Here is a 17,625-nt window from a genome sequence, read left to right on the forward strand (position 1 = left end):
GGCGGGTGTGAATCCGCCCTTCGTGCGCGACCGGGCCACCTGGACCGTCTACCTGATGCTGGGGTACTACGGCTTCGTGCTGAACGCCCTGGGGCCGCTGCTGCCCCTGTTGCGCCGGGACCTGGGGCTGACCTACGCACAGGCCAGCCTGCACACCAGCGCCTTCGCGGTGGGCCTGCTCGTCGCCAGCGTGACCGCCGACGGGCTGGGGCGGCGCTTCGGGGCCGGGGCCGTGCTGTGGGGCGGGGTCGCCGGGATGGGGGCGGGCGGAGTGCTGCTCGCCGCCGCGCCGAGCTTCCCGGTGAGCCTGCTGGGGGCGCTGGTGATGGGCACGCTGGGTTCGCTGGCGCTGGTGCAGATTTCGGCGGTCCTGGCCCGGCGACACGGCGAGGGGCGGGGGCGGGCGTTCGCGGAGGCCAACGCGGTGTCGAGCGTATGCGGCGTCCTCGCCCCCCTCGCCCTCGGCGGGGCCGTGGCCGCCGGGCTGGGCTGGCCGGTCGTGTTGTGGGTCGCGGCGGCGGTGCCGGGGCTGCTCGCCCTCGGCTTCGCGCGGGTGCGGTTCGGTCGCCCCGCCCACCCCAGCACCGGGCCGGAGTCCGACCCCGGCAGGGCGCTGCCGTCCCGGTACTGGCGCTACTGGGGCGTGATGGTGCTCGGGGTGGCGGTGGAGTTCGGCGTGGGGTTCTGGGCCGCCGACTTCCTCACCACCGCCGGGGGGCTGGACCGGGCGACGGCAGTCACCGCCGTGAGCGCCTTCCTGCTGGCGATGCTGCTGGGCCGGGCGTCGGGCGGCTTCCTCCTGTCCCGCTTCCCCGCCGGGCGGGTGGTGGCCGTCTCGCTGGCCGTCGCGCTCGTCGGCTTCCTGGCCTACTGGCAGTTCGGGAGCCTGCCTGCGCGCCTCCTGGGGCTGTTCGTCACGGGCCTGGGGGTGGCGAACCTCTACCCGGCCCTCCTCGCCCTCGCAGTGAGCACGGCACCGGGCCGTGAGGACGTGGCGAGCGCGCGGGCGGCGCTGGCCTCCGGCCTCGCCATGCTCCTCGCCCCCTTCGCCCTCGGTGCCCTGGCCGACGCCTCCTCCCTCCTCCTCGCCCAGAGCGTCATCCCCACGCTCCTCGTCCTCGCGGGTGCCGCCCTGTGGTGGGCCGAACGCGGGTCAGAGGCAGCCACGCTGGCACGTCCGTCCTCATGAGGACCCGGCGTGGGTGTAAGAAAAATCGGCTTTCCGGCCCGCAACTGCCGACGATCTTATGTGAGGAATGAATCCCGTGAGAGGCCTTCCTTGCGCCCTCGCCTCCCCAAACGGTGAAAAGGGCCGCTCAGCGTACCCGAACCTCTTAAAACCAGGTTTGTGAGATATGAGAAACCAAAGCTCACGCTCAACGAATCTTTATCCGGCCTAATGGCCCCCATGCCTCTCCTGAGCCGTTCCCTCCTCCTCGGTGCCCTGCTGACCCTCGCCGCCTGCGGTTCCACACCGACCACGACGGCGACGAGCGACGACGTTCTAGCGGCGACAGAGACGCTGGATTCTCTTGCCAGCGCCGGAACGCTGACGGTCGGGCAGACGCGGCAGCTCAGCGTCACGGTGAATGGGGCAGCGCCGAGCGCCGGGCAGGTCACGTGGACGAGCAGCAACACCACGGTGGCGACGGTCAGCTCCACGGGCCTCGTGACGGCAAGGGCGGCAGGGAGCGCCACCCTCCGCGCCGCGCTGACGGCCCGGCCCAGCTCGTACGTCGACTTCTCGCTGACGGTCACGGCGGCGACCACGCCCACGACGCCCACGACGCCCACGACGCCAAGTGCCTTCGCCCAGCGCGTCCTCGACCTCACGAACGCGGCCCGCGCGCAGGCCCGCACCTGCGGCACCGCGAGCTACCCCGCCGTGGCCGCGCTGACCTCCAACGCCCAGCTCGCGCAGGCGGCGCAGGGCCACGCCTCGGACATGGCCGCCAGGAACTACTTCAGCCACACCAGCCAGGATGGCCGCACGTTGAGCCAGCGCGTCACCGCCACGGGCTACGCCTGGCGGGCCATCGCCGAGAACATCGCCGCCGGGCAGACCACCCCGGAGTCGGTCGTGGCCGGGTGGCTGACGAGCGAGGGCCACTGCCGCAACATCATGAGCGCGAGCTACAAGGAACTCGGCGTCGGCTACGCGACGGGCGGCTCCTACGGGCATTACTGGGTCCAGAACTTCGGATCGCGTTAGGAGACGAGCGCGGGCGGTGGAGGGGACAGGGCCTTCCGCCGCTCGCCTTGTTGGGGCATGACACGCATGGAATCGCCAGCTTCCAGTCGCCCCAATAGACATTGGGTTCCATCGCCTTCCCGGCGGCTTGGGAAGGTGAATTCACCCTTCTACACTGTCCGGGCTTGCCACACTCCACAGCCCGCATACTGGAGACCGAAAGCCCCGGACACACCGCCATGACGCAGACTCCCGACCTGCCCACCGACCTCGACACCATGCTGTGTTTCAACCTGTACGTGGCGTCGCGCAGCGTGGTGATGGCCTACCGTCCCCTCCTCGAACCGCTGGGGCTGACGTACCCGCAGTACCTCGTGATGCTGGCCCTCTGGACTACACCGCATCCGCCGACCGTCAAGGCGCTGGGCGAGACGCTGCGGCTCGACTCGGGCACCCTCTCGCCCCTGCTCAAGCGGTTGGAGGCCGCCGGGCACCTGAGGCGTCACCGCCGCGCCGCCGACGAGCGCGAGTTGGAGGTCACGCTCACCCCACAGGGCAGGGCTATGCGCGAACAGGCCGCCGATGTGCCCCGCCTCATCGGCGAGCGCGTGGGCCTGAGCGACGAGAGGGCGCGCGAACTGGTGGGGTTATTGCGGGAAGTGATCGGGAATCTGGACGAGGATGAAAAGTAAACGTATTGAATACAACAACTTATCTACGATTTGATACTAACTTCGTAACTTCGAGTCGACCTGCTTGATTAGTCAGATAGCCGAGAAGTCGGCTTACCGAAGACCTCATAAATATCTGTGTCAATCTGTTGTCTGCTTGTCCACCACCATTTATATAAGAAACTCTTTTTGTTCTATTTACAACAATACAAATATTGCCGTTTGTTGTGACACTTCTAGTGTTTATATATCGTTGAAGTACGGGTTCTGCCGAAACATCTTTGTCTATACCAAACACCAGCGGCACAATAAATTGGTATTCATGGGTCCATTTCGATAATCCCTCGACTGCTATAATACCTCTCTTATTAAGATGCGGTTGCAGAAATTTGACTACTTGCTCAGACCTGAGAATTGCTAGTGTACTAGGAACCGTGTCATTGTTATATATTTTCATATTTACACCTCACAGCGGTATGTTCCCGTGCTTCTTGTACGGCCTCGTCTCCGCCTTGTCGCGCAGCATGGCGAAGGTCTGGATCAGGCGGGCGCGGGTGCCTTCCATCGGGATCACGTCGTCGATATAACCTTTGGCGGCGGCGACGTAGGGGTTGTCGAAGGTCTCCTTGTACTGCCTGATCTTCTCGGCACGGGTGGCCTCCGGGTCCTCAGAATTCTGGATGTCGCGGCGGTAGACGATGTTGGCGGCCCCCTCCGCACCCATGACGGCGACGGCGGCGGTGGGCCACGCGTACACCACGTCGGCCCCCATATCGCGGCTGTTCATGGCGAGGTACGCCCCGCCGTAGCTCTTGCGGGTGATGAGGGTGACTTTGGGGACGGTCGCCTCCGCGTAGGCGTAGAGCATCTTCGCGCCGTGGCGGATGATGCCCGCGTGCTCCTGCGCCACCCCCGGCAGGAAGCCCGTCACGTCCACCAGCGTCAGGATCGGGACGTTGTAGCAGTCGCAGGTGCGGATAAAGCGCGCGGCCTTGTCCGAGGCGTCGATGTTCAGCGTGCCCGCCATGACCTTCGGGTTGTTGGCGACGATGCCCACGCTCTGCCCATTCAGCCGCGCGAAGCCGCAGAGGATGTTCCTGGCCCAACCCGGCTGGATTTCGAGGAAAGTGCCGTCGTCCACGAGTTCATGGATAACGTCGTGCATCGCGTAGGGGCGGCGCTGGTCGGGCGTGACCAGTTCCAGCAGACGGTCGTTGCGGCGGTCCACGGGGTCGGAGCACTCCCGGACGGGCGGCTGCTCGCGGGCGTTCTGCGGAAGGTAGCCGAGCAGGTCGCGGATGCCCGCCAGCACGGCCTCGTCCCCGTCGTATTCGAGGTGAGCGACGCCGGACTTGCGGGTATGCACGTCCGCGCCGCCGAGCTGGTCGAAGGTCACGTCCTCGCGGGTGACGGATTTGATGACCTCCGGCCCGGTGATGAACATGTACGACGTGCCCCGGCTCATCACAATGAAGTCAGTCAGGGCGGGCGAGTACACCGCGCCGCCCGCGCAGGGGCCGAGGATGGCGCTGATCTGCGGCACGCTGCCCGAGTAGACCGCGTTGCGGTAGAAGATTTCGCCGTAGCCGCTCAGGGAGTCCACGCCCTCCTGAATGCGCGCCCCCGCCGAGTCGTTCAGGCCGATGACCGGGCAACCCGTCCGCGCGGCGAGGTCCATCACCTTCGTCACCTTGCTGGCGTTCATCTTGCCGAGCGAGCCGCCCAGCACGGTGAAGTCCTGGCTGAAGACGAAGACCTGTCGCCCGTCAATCGTCCCGCGTCCCGTCACCACGCCCTCGCCGGGAGCTTCCACACCCGCCATCAGGCGGTTATGGCCGTGCTCCACGAAGGTGGAGAGTTCGAGGAAGGAGCCGGGGTCGAGGAGTTTCTCGATGCGCTCGCGCGCCGTGAGCTTTCCGCCCTCACGTTGCTTCTTCTGGCGTTCCAGCCCGCCCCCCGCCTCCACCCGCGCGCGTCGGCCCTCCATCGTGGCGATCAGTTCCTGCAATTCCAGCCCGAGTTGTGTCACCCGGACATGCTACCCGCGCCGCCCGCCCAGGAGGCCAAAAGCCAGGGCCGGAGCGTTCCACCCCGGCCCTTCACCTTCTGCCTTCCGCCTTTACCCTTCCGCCGCCTGCAACTCCGACCCGCGTTCCTCCATGCCCACGTAATGCCGGTCCGTTTCGCCCGTGTACACGGCGTCGGGGCGCAGGAGGCGGTTGTCGCGGGTGTACTCGATGACGGAGGCGCACCAGCCGCTGATGCGGGCGAGCGCGAAGATCGGGGTGAAGTCCTCCTTGCCGATGCCGAGGTCGGAGTACACGGTCCCGCTGTAAAAGTCCACGTTGGGATAGATGCCCTTGCTGCCCATGCGGTCCACCACGATCTTCTCGATGGTTTCGAGCGTCTGGTAGTAGCGGCTCTTGCCCTCCTTGTTGGCGACGTGCTCGGCATAGTCGCGCAGCACGCGCGAGCGGGGGTCGAAGTACTTGTAGACGCGGTGGCCCACGCCCATGATCTTTTCCTTGCGGTCGAGCTTGCCCGTGATGTAGTCGGCGGCCCCCTCGGGCGAGCCGATCTCGTCGAGCATGTCCATGACAGCCTCGTTCGCGCCGCCGTGGAGGGGACCCTTCAGCGCCCCGATGGCCGACGTGATGCAGGAGTACATGTCGCTGAGGGTGCTGCTCGTGGCAATCGCCGTGAAGGTCGAGGCGTTCATGCCGTGGTCGGCGTGCAGCACGAGCGCGATGTCGAACAGCCGGGCCTGCTCGGCGCTGGGTTCCCTGCCCGTCAGCATGTACAGGAAGTTGCCCGCGTGGGTGAGGTCCGTCCTGGGCGCGACCACCTCCTGCCCCTCCTGCGCCCGCCGGATCGCCGCGATGACCGTGGGGAACTGGGCGATCATGCGAATGGAGATGGCACGCCGGGCCTCCTCGGTCGTCTCCTCCGCCTGCGGGTCGAGCAGCCCGAGGTACGAGACGGCGGTGCGGAGCGCCTGCATGGGGTGGACGCCCTTCGGCATGGCCGCGATCACGTCCAGAAGCTGCTGGGAGACGGTGCGGTTCGCCTTGAGTTCGGCGTCGAAGGCCGCGAGTTCGTCGGCGCTGGGCAGGCGTCCGTTGAGGAGCGCGAGGGACAGTTCCTCGAAGGTGCTCTTCTCCGCCCACTCCTGAATGGGAATGCCGAGGTGCGTGAGGATGCCCTCCGTCCCGTTGATGAACGTGAGCCTGCTCTCGGTGAACAGCACGCCTTCCAGCCCCTTGGCGATATTCGTCATGATGTGACATACCATACCACCGGGCCGGGGCGGGCCGAATCGCCGGAAAGCTCACGTTCCTGGAGGGGTGACAGAGAGGCGGTCAGCCGTTAGCCCTCAGCCGTCAGCGCGGGACGGGGACGACCTACAATGCCCGCGATGCCGGACCCCGCCGCCCCGCCCGTCACCCTCGCGCTGGACACTGCCACGCCCTTCCTGACGCTGGCCGTGACGTGGCCGGGGGGGGAGCGGACCTTCTCCGAGGAGGTGGGCCGCGCGCACGCCGAACGGCTCGCGGACGCGGTGGCCTCGCTGTTCGCGGAGGCAGGGGTGCCGTTCCGGGCGGGCCGAATCGTCGTCGGGACCGGGCCGGGGTCGTACACGGGGGTGCGGGTCGGCGCGAGCTACGCGCTGGGGCTGGGGCGGGCGTGGGGCGTGCCCGTCCTCGGCGTGTCCACGCTGGAGGGGCTGGTCGGGGGCGCGGCGGAGGGACGGGTCGCCGTCTCGCTCGACGCCCGGCGCGGTCAGGTGTACGGCGCGGTCTACGAGGTGCGCGGCGGCGTGGTCGCGGAGGTCGTTCACGCCCCGGCCAAACGCCCGTTGGAGGAGTTCGGGGCGTTGGCGGGCGGTCTCCCCCACCACCGGGACGTGTCGCCGGACGGCCTCGCCCTGCTGCGGGCGGGGGTAAAGCATGGGCGGGAGGCGTGGGAGTTGGCGTACCTGTAGGGGGTGGTGGAGGTGGTCACGCGCCCCCTCACCCCGGCTCTCCCACGAACGCCTGATGTGAATGACGAGTTCAGGAGGGCGCGCGTTTTTGTCGTCTGGCAGGAGGACGGTGCTCGTCACTCCCTCCCCAGCCCTCTGCCGCAAGGAGGGAGAAGAGAAGCTGAGGCTCTTGCTCTTTTTCCCCTCCCCCTTGAGGGGGGAGGCCGGGTGGGGGTGAACGGGCCTGGCAACCCAGCAAACGCGTCATTCATTCCCCCAAAGCTCTACTCTAGAAGGGCATCACTCACTCCCAAGTGTCTTAGCCCCCTACAGGCCGCCGTCCCCGCCGCCAATTGTTGATAGAGTCGGTCGTCTTTTTACGCCACCCCCACTCCAACGGAGGTTTTGCCATGCGTAGCCGTCTTGCCCTGTCCGCCCTGCTCGCCCTGACCGGGGCCGCGAGCGCCGCGCCCACCACGCTGACCGTGTTCATGGGGAGTCAGCAGCGACCCGAAATCTTCCAGCCCATCTTCGACCGTTTCGAGCGGCAGAACCCGAATATCACCGTGAGGATCGAGACGGGTGGTGCGACGAGCGAGGCGCAGAATCAGTACCTGACGACCGTTCTGGCTGCGCGGGACGCGAGCCTCGACGTGTTCCTGATCGACGTGGTGAGGACCGCGACCTTCGCCGCCGCCGGGTGGGCCGAGCCGCTCGACGGCTACCTGCCGAGCAGGGACGCCTACCTGCGCGCCTTCCTGAAGGGGCCGTTAGGCGCGGCAACGGTGGGGGGCAAGCTGTACGCGATGCCCGCCTTCACGGACGCGCAATTCCTGTACTACCGCAAGGACCTCCTCGCCAAGTACGGGGCGAAGGTGCCGCGCACGTGGGACGAACTCGCCGCGACCGCCGCGCGCATCCAGAAGGCGGAGGGCGGGAACCTGCAAGGCCTGAACTTCCAGGGCGCGCCCATCGAGGGCACCGTGTGCAACTTCCTGGAGACGTTGTGGGGCGCAGGCGGCAATGTGGGGGCGGTGGACAGCCCGGCGGGGCGGCAGGGGCTGGGCTTCCTCGTGAACGCGGTGAAGAGCAAGATCGCGCCCGCCGCGAGCGCCGAGATGAAGACGGACGACTCGCGCCAGCAGTTCCAGGCCGGGAGCGTGCTGTTCGGCCTGAACTGGAGCTACGCGTGGGCGCACTTCCAGGGCAACAGCCCGCAGCCGACGCGGGTGAAGGGGGACGTGGGCGTGGCCCGCCTGCCCGCCTTCGGGAGCAACACCAGCGCCACCTGCACGGGCGGCTGGCAGTGGGCGGTCAGCGCGTACAGCAAGAACAAGGCCGCCGCCGCGAGATTGCTGCAATACATGGCGAGTGCCGAGGTGCAACGCGAGATGGCGGTGAAGGGCGCGTACCTCCCCGTGCGGGCCAGCCTGTACAACGACCGCGCCGTGCTCGCCGCCAACCCGCACTTCAAGGACCTGTACCGCATCGTGACGGGCGCACGGCCCCGACCCATCACGCCCGCCTACCCGCGCGTCTCGGAGATCATCCGCAACAACGTGTCGGCGGCGGTGGCGGGGAGCAAGACGGTGGATGTGGCGCTGCGGGACATGCAGCGCGACCTCGACGGCGTGTTGAAGTGAGGGCGGCGGTTGCGAACTGAGGCCGGAAACATCAGGCCCACCGTTCCACGGGTGAGGCGTCGGCGTGGGGGTGATGGCCTCCTCGCCGCCCTCCTCCTCGCCCCCGCCGCGTTGCTGCTATGTGGGGTGCTGCTCTTCCCCATGCTGACGACCTTCCGCGACAGCCTGTTCGTGAACAAGCTGACCGAGCCGTGGGCGGGCACGCCCTTCGTGGGGCTGGGGCAATACGCGCAGATGGTGCAGGACCCCCGCTTCCTTGCGGCGCTGCGAAACACCCTCTTCTTCGGGGTGCTGACGGTCGGCGGCTCCTTCCTCGTCGGCGTGCCGATGGCGCTGCTGGCCCACACACCGAGCCGGGTGCGGGGGCTGGCGCGGGTGGCTCTGCTGCTGCCGTGGGCGATGCCGCCCGTCATCACCGGCTTGATCTTCGCGTGGCTGTTCAACGGGCAGTACGGGGTGGTGAACGACGTGCTCGTGCGCGGCGGCGTGGTGAACGAACCCCTGCGCTGGCTGTCCACGCCGGGCCTTGCCGTTCTGGCGATGGTCGTCACGATTGTCTGGAAGACGAGTTCGTTCGTCGCGCTGATCGTGCTGGGCGGCCTTCAGGGCATTCCGCGCGAGCTGACCGAGGCGGCGGACGTGGACGGGGCGACGCGCGTGCAGACCTTCTGGCGGGTGATCCTGCCCCTCCTCGCGCCGAGTCTGGCCGTCGCGTTCATCTTCCGGGCGATCAGCGCCGTGCAGGTGTTCGACATCCCGTACACCTTCATTCAGCAGGCCCCGGCGCAGGGGTTTCTGGAAACGCTCGGCGTGTACATCTACCGCACGAGCATCGAGTTTCTGGACTTCGGGTACGCGGCGGCCCTGAGCGTGGCGCTCTTCGGGGTGAGCCTCGCCGTCACGCTCGTCTATGTGCGCTTCGTGCGCGGCGGGGAGAGCTGAGATGGACGAGGTGGCCCCACGTCTCAACACAGGGGAGCGGCTGGTGCGCGCCCTCGGCCTCGCCCTGCTCGTCTTCGGCGGCTTCTTCCCCCTGGTGTGGATGCTGCTGACGAGCCTGAAGACGGAGGGCGAACTCCAGAAGTTTCCGGTCCAGTACCTCCCCTCCCAGCCCGACTTCGCCAACTACGCGCGGGTGTTCTCCGAGCAGCCATTCGGCACGTTCTTCCTGAACTCGCTGGTCGTGAGCGTGCTGAGTACCCTGCTGTGTGTGGCGGTCGCGGTGCCCGCCGCCTACGCGCTGGCGCGGCTGGAGCTTCGGGCGCGCGGGCTGCTGCTCACGCTCGTCGTCGCCTTTTCCATGCTGCCCGTCGTCAGCCTGCTCGTGCCGCTCTTCCGGCTGATGCGGAGCGCGCAGCTTCTCAACTCCTACCCCGCCCTGATCCTGCCCTACGCGGCGCTGAGTTTGCCCGTCGCCATCCTCACGCTCGTCGCCTTTTTCAGCGCCATCCCGCGTGATCTGGAGTCGGCGGCGATGGTGGACGGGGCCACCCGCGTCGGCGCGATGACCCGCATCGTGCTGCCGCTGAGCCTGCCGGGCGTGGTGACGGCGGCCCTGCTCGTCTTCGTCAACTCGTGGAACGAGTTCCTATTGGCGCTGAGCTTCAACACGCGGCTCAACATGCGGACGGTCTCGGTCGGCGTGACGCTGTACCAGGGCGAGTTCGCCTTCCCGTGGCCCCTCATCAGCGCGGCGGTGGTGATCGCGGTCGTGCCCATCGTCGTGCTGATCGCCGTGTTCCAGAAGCGGTTCGTGGCGGGGCTGACGGCGGGCGGGGTGAAGGCGTGAGGAGGGCGGGGAAGTGATGAGAGTTGAGCGATGAGTGATGAGGAACAGACGGCAGGAAGAGGCCGGAGGGCTGTGTTACCGTGCCTCATGCCCGTCCTGCACGACGTTCCGCCGACCGATCAGCGCGTCATTGACCTGATGAATGCCCAGCAGCGCGAGTTGCGGGCGATCTATCAGGACACCGACGAGCGCACGGAGCCGTTCGACCCGGCCATCCTTTCCGGGGAGGGTTGCGTGCTCTTGGCGGTAGAGGAAGACGGCGCGTTGCTGTCCTGCGGTGCCTTGAAGCGCATCGAGCCGGACGCGGCGGAGGTCAAGCGCATGTACACGGTGCCGGAGGCGCGGGGGCGTGGCCTGGGCCGTCAAATCCTCGCCGCCCTCATCGAGCGGGGGCGTGAGCAGGGCTACGCGCGGCTGGTGCTGGAGACCGGGGATTTGCAGGCGGAAGCCATCCACCTCTACGAGTCCGCAGGCTTTGGGCGCATCCCGAACTACGGGTATTACGTGGGGATGGAGAACAGCCTGTGCTACGAGTTGCCGCTGAGAATGGAATAGGCGAAGAAAGAACTCTAGAGGGAATGTGCGGTTATTTTTTGCTCCTCCCCCTTGAGGGGGGAGGCCGGGAGGGGGTGAGCGGGCAGAGCTTCCCTAGCCAGTGGAAAGGTCAATGCCCCTCAACAACGACCAACCTAGTCACACGCCCCCTCACCCCGGCCCTCTCCCACGAGGGGAGAGGGAGAAAAGCACGAAGTCGTATTCATCCACAGAGGCCCCCATGACCCAACCCTCCCCCTCCGAATTCCTCTGGTTTCTCCAACTCTCCCGTGACGGCGAGTTCATCGGCACGCGGGAGAAACCGCCGCGCAGGCCCACGCTGCCCTACATCTCCAGCCTGATCACGACGGCGGGCGAGGCGGGCTTCACGGGGCTGCTGACGGCCACGAACTACCACAGCGAGCACGAGAACTACACGGCGGCGGTGGCGGCCCTCGCGCGGACGGCGGCGACGGACCCCGCCCTTCTGATCGCGGTGCGGCCCGGCATGTTCCACCCGGCGATGTACGCGAAGATGCTCGCCACGCTGCAAAACCTCTTTCCGGGGCGGGTGCGCGTGAACATCGTGACGGGGAGCAGCCCCGCCGAGAACGCGATGTACGGCGACTTCGAACCGCACGCGCAGAGGTATGAACGGACGCGCGAGTTCATGACCATCCTGCGGCAACTCTGGACGCAGCCGCCGCCCGTGAGCTACCGCTCGGAGCTGTTCGCCTTCGAGAACGCGGTGCTGGACCCGCCGCCCGCGCAGCCCATCCCGATCTACTTCGGGGGCGCGTCGCCCGTCGCGCAGCGCATCGCCGCCGACCTCGCCGACGTGTACCTGATGTGGGGCGAGCGGGAGGACATGCTGGCCGAGCGCATAGCGCAGATGCGGGCGCTGGAGGCGGAGACGGGAAGGCCGTTGCGCTATGGCCTGCGAACCCACGTCATCGTCCGGGAGACGGAGGAGGAGGCGTGGCGGGCCGCCGAACGCCTGATCTCGCGGGTGGACCCCGAGGTGCGCCGGGCCTTTGTGGAGAGCTACAAGCATGTGGACGGCGTGGGCCAACTGCGCCAGATCGAGATGTTGCGCGGGCTGGGGGAAGGCAACCTCCTCGTCGAACCGGGCCTGTGGGCGGGCGTCGGCATGGCCCGGAGTGGGGTGGGCGTCGCGCTGATCGGCACCCCGGAGCAGGTGGCGGCCAAGATTCGACGGTACGAAGACATGGGCTTCTCGTCTTTCATCTTCAGCGGCTACCCGCATCTGGAGGAGGCGCGGCGCTTCGGCGAACTCGTGATGCCGCTCCTCAAGGGAGAGGGGGATGGGGAAGCGCGGCGGATTCACACGGAGACGGTGGCCCCGGTGGCGTAGGAGCAGTCAGCTTTCAGCCGTCAGCGATCAGCAAGGACAGGGGCGGGGGCTTCGGCCCACCGCCTCTCCCGCTGGAAGGTGGAGGCTTAACTCGGCCTCAATCTGCCCGCACCCCTTCGCCTTCCCCACTCGCCTACCTTGCGGGGAGGGGGAGCGAGGATGGTCACACGGGAGGCGCGGCGAGAGGTGGGGTCGTCGGCAGATCGGCGGCGCTGGGTGACGGGTGGCGTGCTGCTCGGACTGGGGTTGGGGGGCTTTTTCGACGGAATCGTGATTCACCAGCTTCTGCAATGGCACCACATGGTCAGCGAGGTCCACCCGCCGAACACGCTGGAGAACTTGCGCCTCAACACCCTCGCCGACGGCCTGTTCCACGCGGCGACGTGGGTGTTCACGTTGCTGGGAGCGTTCCTGCTCTGGAGTGGACTGCGGGGCAGCCACGCGACCTGGCGCACGTCCGCCTTCGTCGGCACGCTGCTCTTCGGCTGGGGCTTGTTCAACGTGGTGGAGGGCCTGATCGACCACCAGATTCTCGGCGTCCACCACGTCCGTCCCGGTCCATATCAGCTCGCCTACGACCTCGGCTTCCTCGCCTGGGGTGCCGCGATGCTTCTCGTGGGCCGGGCGCTGATGCGGCGAACTTCTACCAACGAGGGAGGGCCTTGACCGAATCAGCCAAGACCCTCTTTCCCCTTCTCCCTAACGCCTAACCCTTCACCCCTTCCTCAAAACTGCACCGCGTACCGTCCGCCCTCGCTGCCCGTGCAGTCGCCGACGCCGTGGTTGGCGTCGTCCACCTGAAGGGTGCAGGTCAGGGTGCGGGCGTTCGCGCCGGAGGTCCTGGCGATGAGGTTGCCCGTGCGGAGGGTACTGCGCGTCTGGGTGGTGGTGCCCACGCGCGTGCCGAAGAAGGGGTCGGCGTACGGGCCGGTGCCGAACCCGAGGCTCACCCCCAGCGAGGGCCGGACCGTCACCGTGTTGGAGGCGCTGATCAGGGTGGTGCGGCCCCCGTAGGTCAGGCCGCCGATCACGACGGTCGTGTTGTTGCCGCCGAAGGGGTCGCCCGCCTGCCCGCGCAGGGCACCGGGGTGGAAGGTGACGGTGCCCTCCTGCCCGGTGGTGGAGTTGACGATGCGGCCCGTGACGGGCGGGTTCAGGGCCGGGGCGCAGGAGGCGAGAAGCGCGGCGAAGCTCAGGCAGGCCAGCGTCGCTTTCATCATGCCCTCAGTGTAGGCCCCGAGCCTGACGACCCCGTGAGCCAAACATGCACCCAGACGAGTTTTCACCTCATTCCATGCCTGCTGGAGGGGGAGTTGGGTGCGGGAATACACATGCGAGTGCATGGGCGTCAGCGTCGGTCGCTGCTCTGAACGACCTCGTGGACTTCGGGCACGTTTGGGCCAGTCAGGGCGTCACTGTTCGTCCACGCCCCGAACGCCGCACGCGCTTCCCGGAAGGTCAGGACTCGGAGGAGTGAGGCTTGAGGGAGAGGGGCGGTCAGCCGTCAGCTTTCGGCGGTCAGGGAAAACAGGTGAGGCCGTCTTCCGGGCGAGATGTTCCCGTACGTCCGACGAAAAGCAGGGCGGCCTACCGCGCCCTTTCTGGCGACTGGCGACTGGCGACTGGCGACTGGCGACCCCAAGCCTCAGCCCCGCGCGAACTCGTGGACGAACTCCGCCTGCGCCTCGGTCTCGATGGTGCCGGGCCGGGCCTCCCGCACCCGCGCGATGGCCTGTTCCGGCGGCATCCCCGCCTGCACGAGGAGGCACGCGGCAGTCAGCCCCGCGCGCCCCAGCCCGCCCCGGCAGTGGACGACCACACGGCGACCGTCGAGCAGGGCGTCCATGAGTTCGTCGAGGAAGGCCGTGAACTCGGGCAAGTCGGCGGGCACGTCCCGGTCACGGATGGGGCAGGCGAGGAGGGTCAGGCCGTGTTCCTCCACGAGCGCGTGGTAATCGGTGATGCCCAGCAGCTCGAACTCGTGGGGTTCGATGAGGGGGGCGAGCACGTTCACGCCCTCACCTGCCAGCCGCGCAAGGTCCGCGCTCAGGTCGCGGTCGTGGACGACGCCCACCTGAAGCACGCTCGCGCCCTTCTTGCCCGGCGCGAAGGTGAGGCCGAGGCGGCCCGGCCACAGCCCCGTCTCCACCCAGTCCACCCGCAGGGGGTGGGTCTCGCTCGTGGACACCTCAGCCCTCCCGCAGCCAGCGCGCGGCGTCGAGCGCGTGGTACGTGATGATCGTGTCGGCCCCGGCACGGCGCATCCCGGTCAGGGTCTCCAGCACGGTGCGGCGCTCGTCCATGTACCCGGCCTCTGCGGCGGCCTTGATGAGCGCGTACTCACCGCTCACGTTGTAGGCGACGAGCGGCAGGTCGAACGAGTCGCGCAACAGCCGCACCATGTCGAGGTAGGCGAGCGCGGGTTTGACCATCAGGAAGTCGGCCCCCTGCTCCACGTCCAGCCGTGCCTCGCGCAACGCCTCGCGCATGCCGCCCGCCGGGTCCATCTGGTAGGACGCGCGGTTGCCCACGCTGGGGGTGCTGCCCGCCGCGTCGCGGAAGGGGCCGTAGTAGGCCGAGGCGTACTTCACGGCGTAGGCCATCACGGGCACGTGGGAGAAGCCCGCCTCGTCCAGCGCCGCCCGGATCGCGCAGACCTGCCCGTCCATCATGGCCGAGGGGGCCACCACGTCCGCGCCCGCCCGCGCCTGCGAGACAGCGGTCTGCGCCAGCAGGGCGAGGGCCGCGTCGTTGTCCACGGTCCACTCACCGTCCCCCGTCTGGCACAGCGGCCCGCAGTGGCCGTGATCGGTGTACTCGCACAGGCAGGTGTCGGTGACGACGGTCATGCCGGGGAGCGCCGCCTTGATCGCCGCCGCCGCGCGCTGGATGACGCCGCCCTCGGCGTAGGCCCCGCTGCCCTGGGGGTCCTTGTGGTCGGGGATGCCGAAGAGGATGACGGCGGGGATGCCGAGGCCCTGGGCCTCCCTCGCCTGCTCCACCGCCCCCCCGACGCTGTGGCGGCTCACGCCGGGCATGGTGGCGATGGGCTGCTCGGTGTCCTCCTCGTGGACAAAGATGGGGTGGATGAAGTGCTGCGGCGTCAGCGTGACCTCGCGGGTCATGGCGCGCAGACCGGCGGTGCGGCGCAGGCGGCGGGGGCGGTCGAGCATGGCAGGCAGGCTAGCGCAGGGCGGGAGGGGGAAAAGGGACGTTGAGGGGGCGCTCGGCCATCTGGCCCATCTCCCGTGAGGCCCAGACCTCTTACGCTGAGGGCATGTCCGACCCAGCCCGCACGGTCATTGTCGGCGACGTTCACGGCCACCTCGACCGGCTGCTCTCGCTGCTCGTCGCTGCCCGCCTCACCCATGAGGAGGGGCGGTGGACGGGGGGTAAGGCGACGCTCGTCCTCATGGGCGATCTGTTCGACCGGGGGCCGGGGGGAATAGACGCCCTGGACCTCGTGATGCGCCTGGAGACGCGGGCGGCGGAACACGGCGGGCGCGTCCTCACCCTGCTCGGCAACCACGACGTTCTGATCCTCGCCGCGCGGCACTTCGGGGAACGGGCGACGACCGGGCCGGGCGGGAGCTTCCTCGCGGACTGGAAGATCAACGGTGGGGAGGCGCGTGACCTGGAGCGGATGACGGATACGCACGCCGACTGGCTCTCGCGGCAACCCGCGATGCTGCACTTACAGAACACTCTGCTCGCCCACGCGGACGCCGTGCTCTACCACCGCTACGGCGAGAACGTGGAGGAGGTGAACGCGGCCTTCTCCGAACTGCTGCTGGGCCGGGACCCTGTGGCGTGGGACCGACTGCTGGACGAGTTCTCGGAGCGCGACGCCTTCCTGGGCGAGGACGGGGGCCGCCAACTCGACCACTTCCTGAGCCGCTTCGGTGGGGAACGGCTCATCCACGGGCATACCCCTGTCGCCCGCGTGACCGGCCAGCCACCGGGGAGCGTGACGGGGCCGCACATCTACGCCGGGGGCCGGGCCGTCAACGTGGACCACGGGCTGTATCTGGGCGGGCCGGGCTTCGTCTACGAACTGGACGAGGGGCGGTAGAGCAGTCCCACATTCACACCACGAAGGCCCGCACCCCGCGCTCCCGGCACGCCCGCAGGAGCCGCTGCCGGGTGTCGGCGACGACTTCCGCGTCCTCGTGGGTGAGGGTCAGGACGGTGCGGGTGCGGCCCGCCGCGTCAGTGCCCGTGTGGGCGCTCAGGGCCGCGCCGCCGGGCGTGGCGAGCAGAGCGGCGAGGGTATCCGGATCGGGGGCACCTTGCAGGGTGACGTGTTCCTGAATCAAGGTGCGGGGGGCCGCAGGGGCGCGACACGGTACACGCGCCGGGCGTCGGGTGGACCAACCTCGCCACGCTCCAGAAGCAGCCGGACGGCCTCCTCGGGCAGCCGCTCCACGCGGGTCAGGTAGGCGCGCAGGCTGGCCGGGCCGTCGAAGCGGCGGGGGTGGGGGTCGCCCTCCACCCGCAGGTCGAGCCACTCGATCACGGGCCAGCCGAACAGCTCATAGCTCGCGCAAGTCCTCCCACAGTTGCCACCCCACACCCTCCGGCGTGGCGTCCAGCAACGGGTTCAGGGCCTGACTCGCCGTCTCGGCGTCCGCGTGCAGGGCGTCGCCGCCAGGTTTGTCGTCGTACACGCGCAGGACCGTGAACTGGTAGAAGGTCTGCCCGGCGGTGGGCTGGCCGTTCTCGAAAAAGGCGAAGGGCGGCGTTACCGGGTCCCAGAGGACGTGCGCCTCGTCGAGGTCGTGGGTCAGGTAATGTTCGAGGTCCACGTCGGCGTCCGCCGGGTGCCAGAGGTAGCCCTGAAGCAGACGCACGGCGGCCCGGCCTCCACCGTTGGGTTGGGCGTCGTGGGCGGAGGGACGGCTCATCACGCCGCAGCATACCCGCTCGGCACGGCTGGGGCAGGAGGGATGAGGGGTGGGTCAAGGGCGGGGGATGGGGGAAGTCGCCAGTCGCCAGTCGCCAGTCGCCAGTCGCCAGAGGGGTCCGGGGAAAGGTGAGCGGCTGTTTCTCTCCTTCGTCGAAAAGAGAGGAGGAGACGACGCGCTCTGGTCTCGGTTCTTGCCCCTCCCCCTTGAACGCTTGATGTGCAATAAAAAATAAACGTGTCAGTTGTGCTGTTTTCTCCCTCCCTCCTTGTGGGGGAGGGTCGGGGAGGGGGGTGACGAGCAACGCTCGTCCTCCTGCCCGGCAGCGAAAACGTCTCAACTCCCCAATCTGCGATTCACATCAAGCGTCCCCTGGGGGGAGGCCGGGTGGGGGTGAACGGGCCTGGCGTCCCCAGCATAGAGACGGCCAACCCCTGACGGCCTGACAGATTTTATGAGGGCGAACGAAAAACGAGCTGCCAGCCGACTTCGAGCGTTGTTTGTAGTACAGTATGAGGGCGTTTTCGTCCGCTCAGTGGCTCAGGGTCAGGCTTACC

Annotated in this window: 19 protein-coding genes; 11 read left to right on the forward strand and 8 right to left on the reverse strand. The window is 68.1% G+C overall.

Annotated elements, in window-relative coordinates; translation table 11 throughout:
• Window positions 1-7: 7 nt before the first annotated feature.
• From V3W47_RS07850 to V3W47_RS07860, 3 genes are all read left to right on the forward strand, one after another.
• Window positions 8-1,189, forward strand: a complete 1,182-nt coding sequence (locus tag V3W47_RS07850; protein ID WP_331824642.1) for an MFS transporter — start codon at window positions 8-10, stop codon at window positions 1,187-1,189.
• A 219-nt stretch (window positions 1,190-1,408) separates the two neighbouring features.
• Window positions 1,409-2,212: a CAP domain-containing protein gene (locus V3W47_RS07855; RefSeq protein WP_331824643.1), complete on the forward strand. Its 804-nt coding sequence runs from the start codon at window positions 1,409-1,411 to the stop codon at window positions 2,210-2,212.
• A gap of 218 nt (window positions 2,213-2,430) precedes the next feature.
• Window positions 2,431-2,883, forward strand: a complete 453-nt coding sequence (locus V3W47_RS07860; protein WP_331824644.1) for a MarR family winged helix-turn-helix transcriptional regulator — start codon at window positions 2,431-2,433, stop codon at window positions 2,881-2,883.
• Window positions 2,884-3,328: 445 nt separating this feature from the next.
• Here the strand turns inward: V3W47_RS07860 and V3W47_RS07865 are convergent, their stop codons facing one another.
• Both V3W47_RS07865 and V3W47_RS07870 read right to left on the reverse strand, forming a co-directional pair.
• Window positions 3,329-4,891 carry an acyl-CoA carboxylase subunit beta gene (locus V3W47_RS07865; RefSeq protein WP_331824645.1) on the reverse strand — a complete coding sequence of 521 codons (1,563 nt, stop codon included), beginning with the start codon at window positions 4,889-4,891 and terminating at the stop codon, window positions 3,329-3,331.
• Between the two features lie 90 nt (window positions 4,892-4,981).
• Window positions 4,982-6,139: a citrate/2-methylcitrate synthase gene (locus V3W47_RS07870; protein ID WP_331824646.1), complete on the reverse strand. Its 1,158-nt coding sequence runs from the start codon at window positions 6,137-6,139 to the stop codon at window positions 4,982-4,984.
• Between the two features lie 138 nt (window positions 6,140-6,277).
• On the opposite strand from V3W47_RS07870, the gene tsaB reads away from it, so the two are divergent.
• From tsaB to V3W47_RS07905, 7 genes are all read left to right on the forward strand, one after another.
• Complete coding sequence (tsaB, locus tag V3W47_RS07875; RefSeq protein ID WP_331824647.1) at window positions 6,278-6,844, forward strand: tRNA (adenosine(37)-N6)-threonylcarbamoyltransferase complex dimerization subunit type 1 TsaB; 567 nt, start codon at window positions 6,278-6,280, stop codon at window positions 6,842-6,844.
• 389 nt (window positions 6,845-7,233) lie between these two features.
• On the forward strand, window positions 7,234-8,466 hold the full coding sequence (locus V3W47_RS07880) for an ABC transporter substrate-binding protein (RefSeq protein ID WP_331824648.1): 1,233 nt from the start codon (window positions 7,234-7,236) through the stop codon (window positions 8,464-8,466).
• 51 nt (window positions 8,467-8,517) lie between these two features.
• Window positions 8,518-9,408, forward strand: coding sequence for a carbohydrate ABC transporter permease (locus V3W47_RS07885; RefSeq protein WP_331824649.1), 891 nt, complete (start codon window positions 8,518-8,520; stop codon window positions 9,406-9,408).
• A 1-nt stretch (window position 9,409) separates the two neighbouring features.
• Window positions 9,410-10,255 (forward strand): carbohydrate ABC transporter permease, encoded by an 846-nt coding sequence (locus V3W47_RS07890; protein WP_331824650.1) that lies wholly within the window; start codon window positions 9,410-9,412, stop codon window positions 10,253-10,255.
• An 87-nt stretch (window positions 10,256-10,342) separates the two neighbouring features.
• Complete coding sequence (locus V3W47_RS07895) at window positions 10,343-10,810, forward strand: GNAT family N-acetyltransferase (protein ID WP_331824651.1); 468 nt, start codon at window positions 10,343-10,345, stop codon at window positions 10,808-10,810.
• Between the two features lie 220 nt (window positions 10,811-11,030).
• Window positions 11,031-12,164, forward strand: coding sequence for an LLM class flavin-dependent oxidoreductase (locus tag V3W47_RS07900; RefSeq protein WP_331824652.1), 1,134 nt, complete (start codon window positions 11,031-11,033; stop codon window positions 12,162-12,164).
• Between the two features lie 159 nt (window positions 12,165-12,323).
• Complete coding sequence (locus tag V3W47_RS07905; RefSeq protein ID WP_331824653.1) at window positions 12,324-12,830, forward strand: DUF2243 domain-containing protein; 507 nt, start codon at window positions 12,324-12,326, stop codon at window positions 12,828-12,830.
• Between the two features lie 59 nt (window positions 12,831-12,889).
• On the opposite strand, the gene V3W47_RS07910 is transcribed toward V3W47_RS07905, so the two are convergent.
• The 3 genes from V3W47_RS07910 to hemB all read right to left on the reverse strand — a co-directional run bounded on the left by V3W47_RS07910 (window position 12,890) and on the right by hemB (window position 15,337).
• Window positions 12,890-13,384, reverse strand: coding sequence for a hypothetical protein (locus V3W47_RS07910; RefSeq protein WP_331824654.1), 495 nt, complete (start codon window positions 13,382-13,384; stop codon window positions 12,890-12,892).
• Window positions 13,385-13,809: 425 nt separating this feature from the next.
• The gene (locus tag V3W47_RS07915) at window positions 13,810-14,352 is read right to left on the reverse strand and encodes a cyclin-dependent kinase inhibitor 3 family protein (RefSeq protein ID WP_331824655.1); all 543 of its coding nucleotides are present in this window, start codon (window positions 14,350-14,352) and stop codon (window positions 13,810-13,812) included.
• A gap of 1 nt (window position 14,353) precedes the next feature.
• Window positions 14,354-15,337 carry a porphobilinogen synthase gene (gene hemB, locus V3W47_RS07920; RefSeq protein WP_331824656.1) on the reverse strand — a complete coding sequence of 328 codons (984 nt, stop codon included), beginning with the start codon at window positions 15,335-15,337 and terminating at the stop codon, window positions 14,354-14,356.
• A 104-nt stretch (window positions 15,338-15,441) separates the two neighbouring features.
• Between hemB and V3W47_RS07925 the strand changes: the two genes are divergently transcribed.
• Window positions 15,442-16,236 (forward strand): metallophosphoesterase, encoded by a 795-nt coding sequence (locus V3W47_RS07925; protein WP_331824657.1) that lies wholly within the window; start codon window positions 15,442-15,444, stop codon window positions 16,234-16,236.
• A 13-nt stretch (window positions 16,237-16,249) separates the two neighbouring features.
• Here the strand turns inward: V3W47_RS07925 and V3W47_RS07930 are convergent, their stop codons facing one another.
• The 3 genes from V3W47_RS07930 to V3W47_RS07940 are packed head-to-tail and all read right to left on the reverse strand — an operon-like array spanning window position 16,250 to window position 17,068.
• The gene (locus V3W47_RS07930; protein ID WP_331824658.1) at window positions 16,250-16,480 is read right to left on the reverse strand and encodes a hypothetical protein; all 231 of its coding nucleotides are present in this window, start codon (window positions 16,478-16,480) and stop codon (window positions 16,250-16,252) included.
• Window positions 16,477-16,680, reverse strand: a complete 204-nt coding sequence (locus V3W47_RS07935; protein WP_331824659.1) for a hypothetical protein — start codon at window positions 16,678-16,680, stop codon at window positions 16,477-16,479. The genes V3W47_RS07930 and V3W47_RS07935 overlap by 4 nt, the downstream gene beginning before the upstream one ends.
• A 16-nt stretch (window positions 16,681-16,696) precedes the next feature.
• Complete coding sequence (locus V3W47_RS07940; protein WP_331824660.1) at window positions 16,697-17,068, reverse strand: DUF3208 domain-containing protein; 372 nt, start codon at window positions 17,066-17,068, stop codon at window positions 16,697-16,699.
• Window positions 17,069-17,625: the final 557 nt, after the last annotated feature.

The organism is Deinococcus sp. YIM 134068, assembly GCF_036543075.1.
Taxonomy (GTDB): Bacteria; Deinococcota; Deinococci; order Deinococcales; family Deinococcaceae; genus Deinococcus; species Deinococcus lichenicola.

What these genes read in the sequence shown, in the direction of transcription:
- hemB (WP_331824656.1), bottom strand. Translation starts at nt 15,337, where the DNA reads ATGCTCGACCGCCCCCGCCGCCTGCGCCGCACCGCCGGTCTGCGCGCC.
- V3W47_RS07880 (WP_331824648.1), top strand. Translation starts at nt 7,234, where the DNA reads ATGCGTAGCCGTCTTGCCCTGTCCGCCCTGCTCGCCCTGACCGGGGCC.
- tsaB (WP_331824647.1), top strand. Translation starts at nt 6,278, where the DNA reads ATGCCGGACCCCGCCGCCCCGCCCGTCACCCTCGCGCTGGACACTGCC.
- V3W47_RS07900 (WP_331824652.1), top strand. Translation starts at nt 11,031, where the DNA reads ATGACCCAACCCTCCCCCTCCGAATTCCTCTGGTTTCTCCAACTCTCC.
- V3W47_RS07905 (WP_331824653.1), top strand. Translation starts at nt 12,324, where the DNA reads ATGGTCACACGGGAGGCGCGGCGAGAGGTGGGGTCGTCGGCAGATCGG.
- V3W47_RS07925 (WP_331824657.1), top strand. Translation starts at nt 15,442, where the DNA reads ATGTCCGACCCAGCCCGCACGGTCATTGTCGGCGACGTTCACGGCCAC.
- V3W47_RS07940 (WP_331824660.1), bottom strand. Translation starts at nt 17,068, where the DNA reads ATGAGCCGTCCCTCCGCCCACGACGCCCAACCCAACGGTGGAGGCCGG.
- V3W47_RS07860 (WP_331824644.1), top strand. Translation starts at nt 2,431, where the DNA reads ATGACGCAGACTCCCGACCTGCCCACCGACCTCGACACCATGCTGTGT.
- V3W47_RS07890 (WP_331824650.1), top strand. Translation starts at nt 9,410, where the DNA reads ATGGACGAGGTGGCCCCACGTCTCAACACAGGGGAGCGGCTGGTGCGC.
- V3W47_RS07855 (WP_331824643.1), top strand. Translation starts at nt 1,409, where the DNA reads ATGCCTCTCCTGAGCCGTTCCCTCCTCCTCGGTGCCCTGCTGACCCTC.
- V3W47_RS07895 (WP_331824651.1), top strand. Translation starts at nt 10,343, where the DNA reads ATGCCCGTCCTGCACGACGTTCCGCCGACCGATCAGCGCGTCATTGAC.
- V3W47_RS07870 (WP_331824646.1), bottom strand. Translation starts at nt 6,139, where the DNA reads ATGACGAATATCGCCAAGGGGCTGGAAGGCGTGCTGTTCACCGAGAGC.
- V3W47_RS07910 (WP_331824654.1), bottom strand. Translation starts at nt 13,384, where the DNA reads ATGATGAAAGCGACGCTGGCCTGCCTGAGCTTCGCCGCGCTTCTCGCC.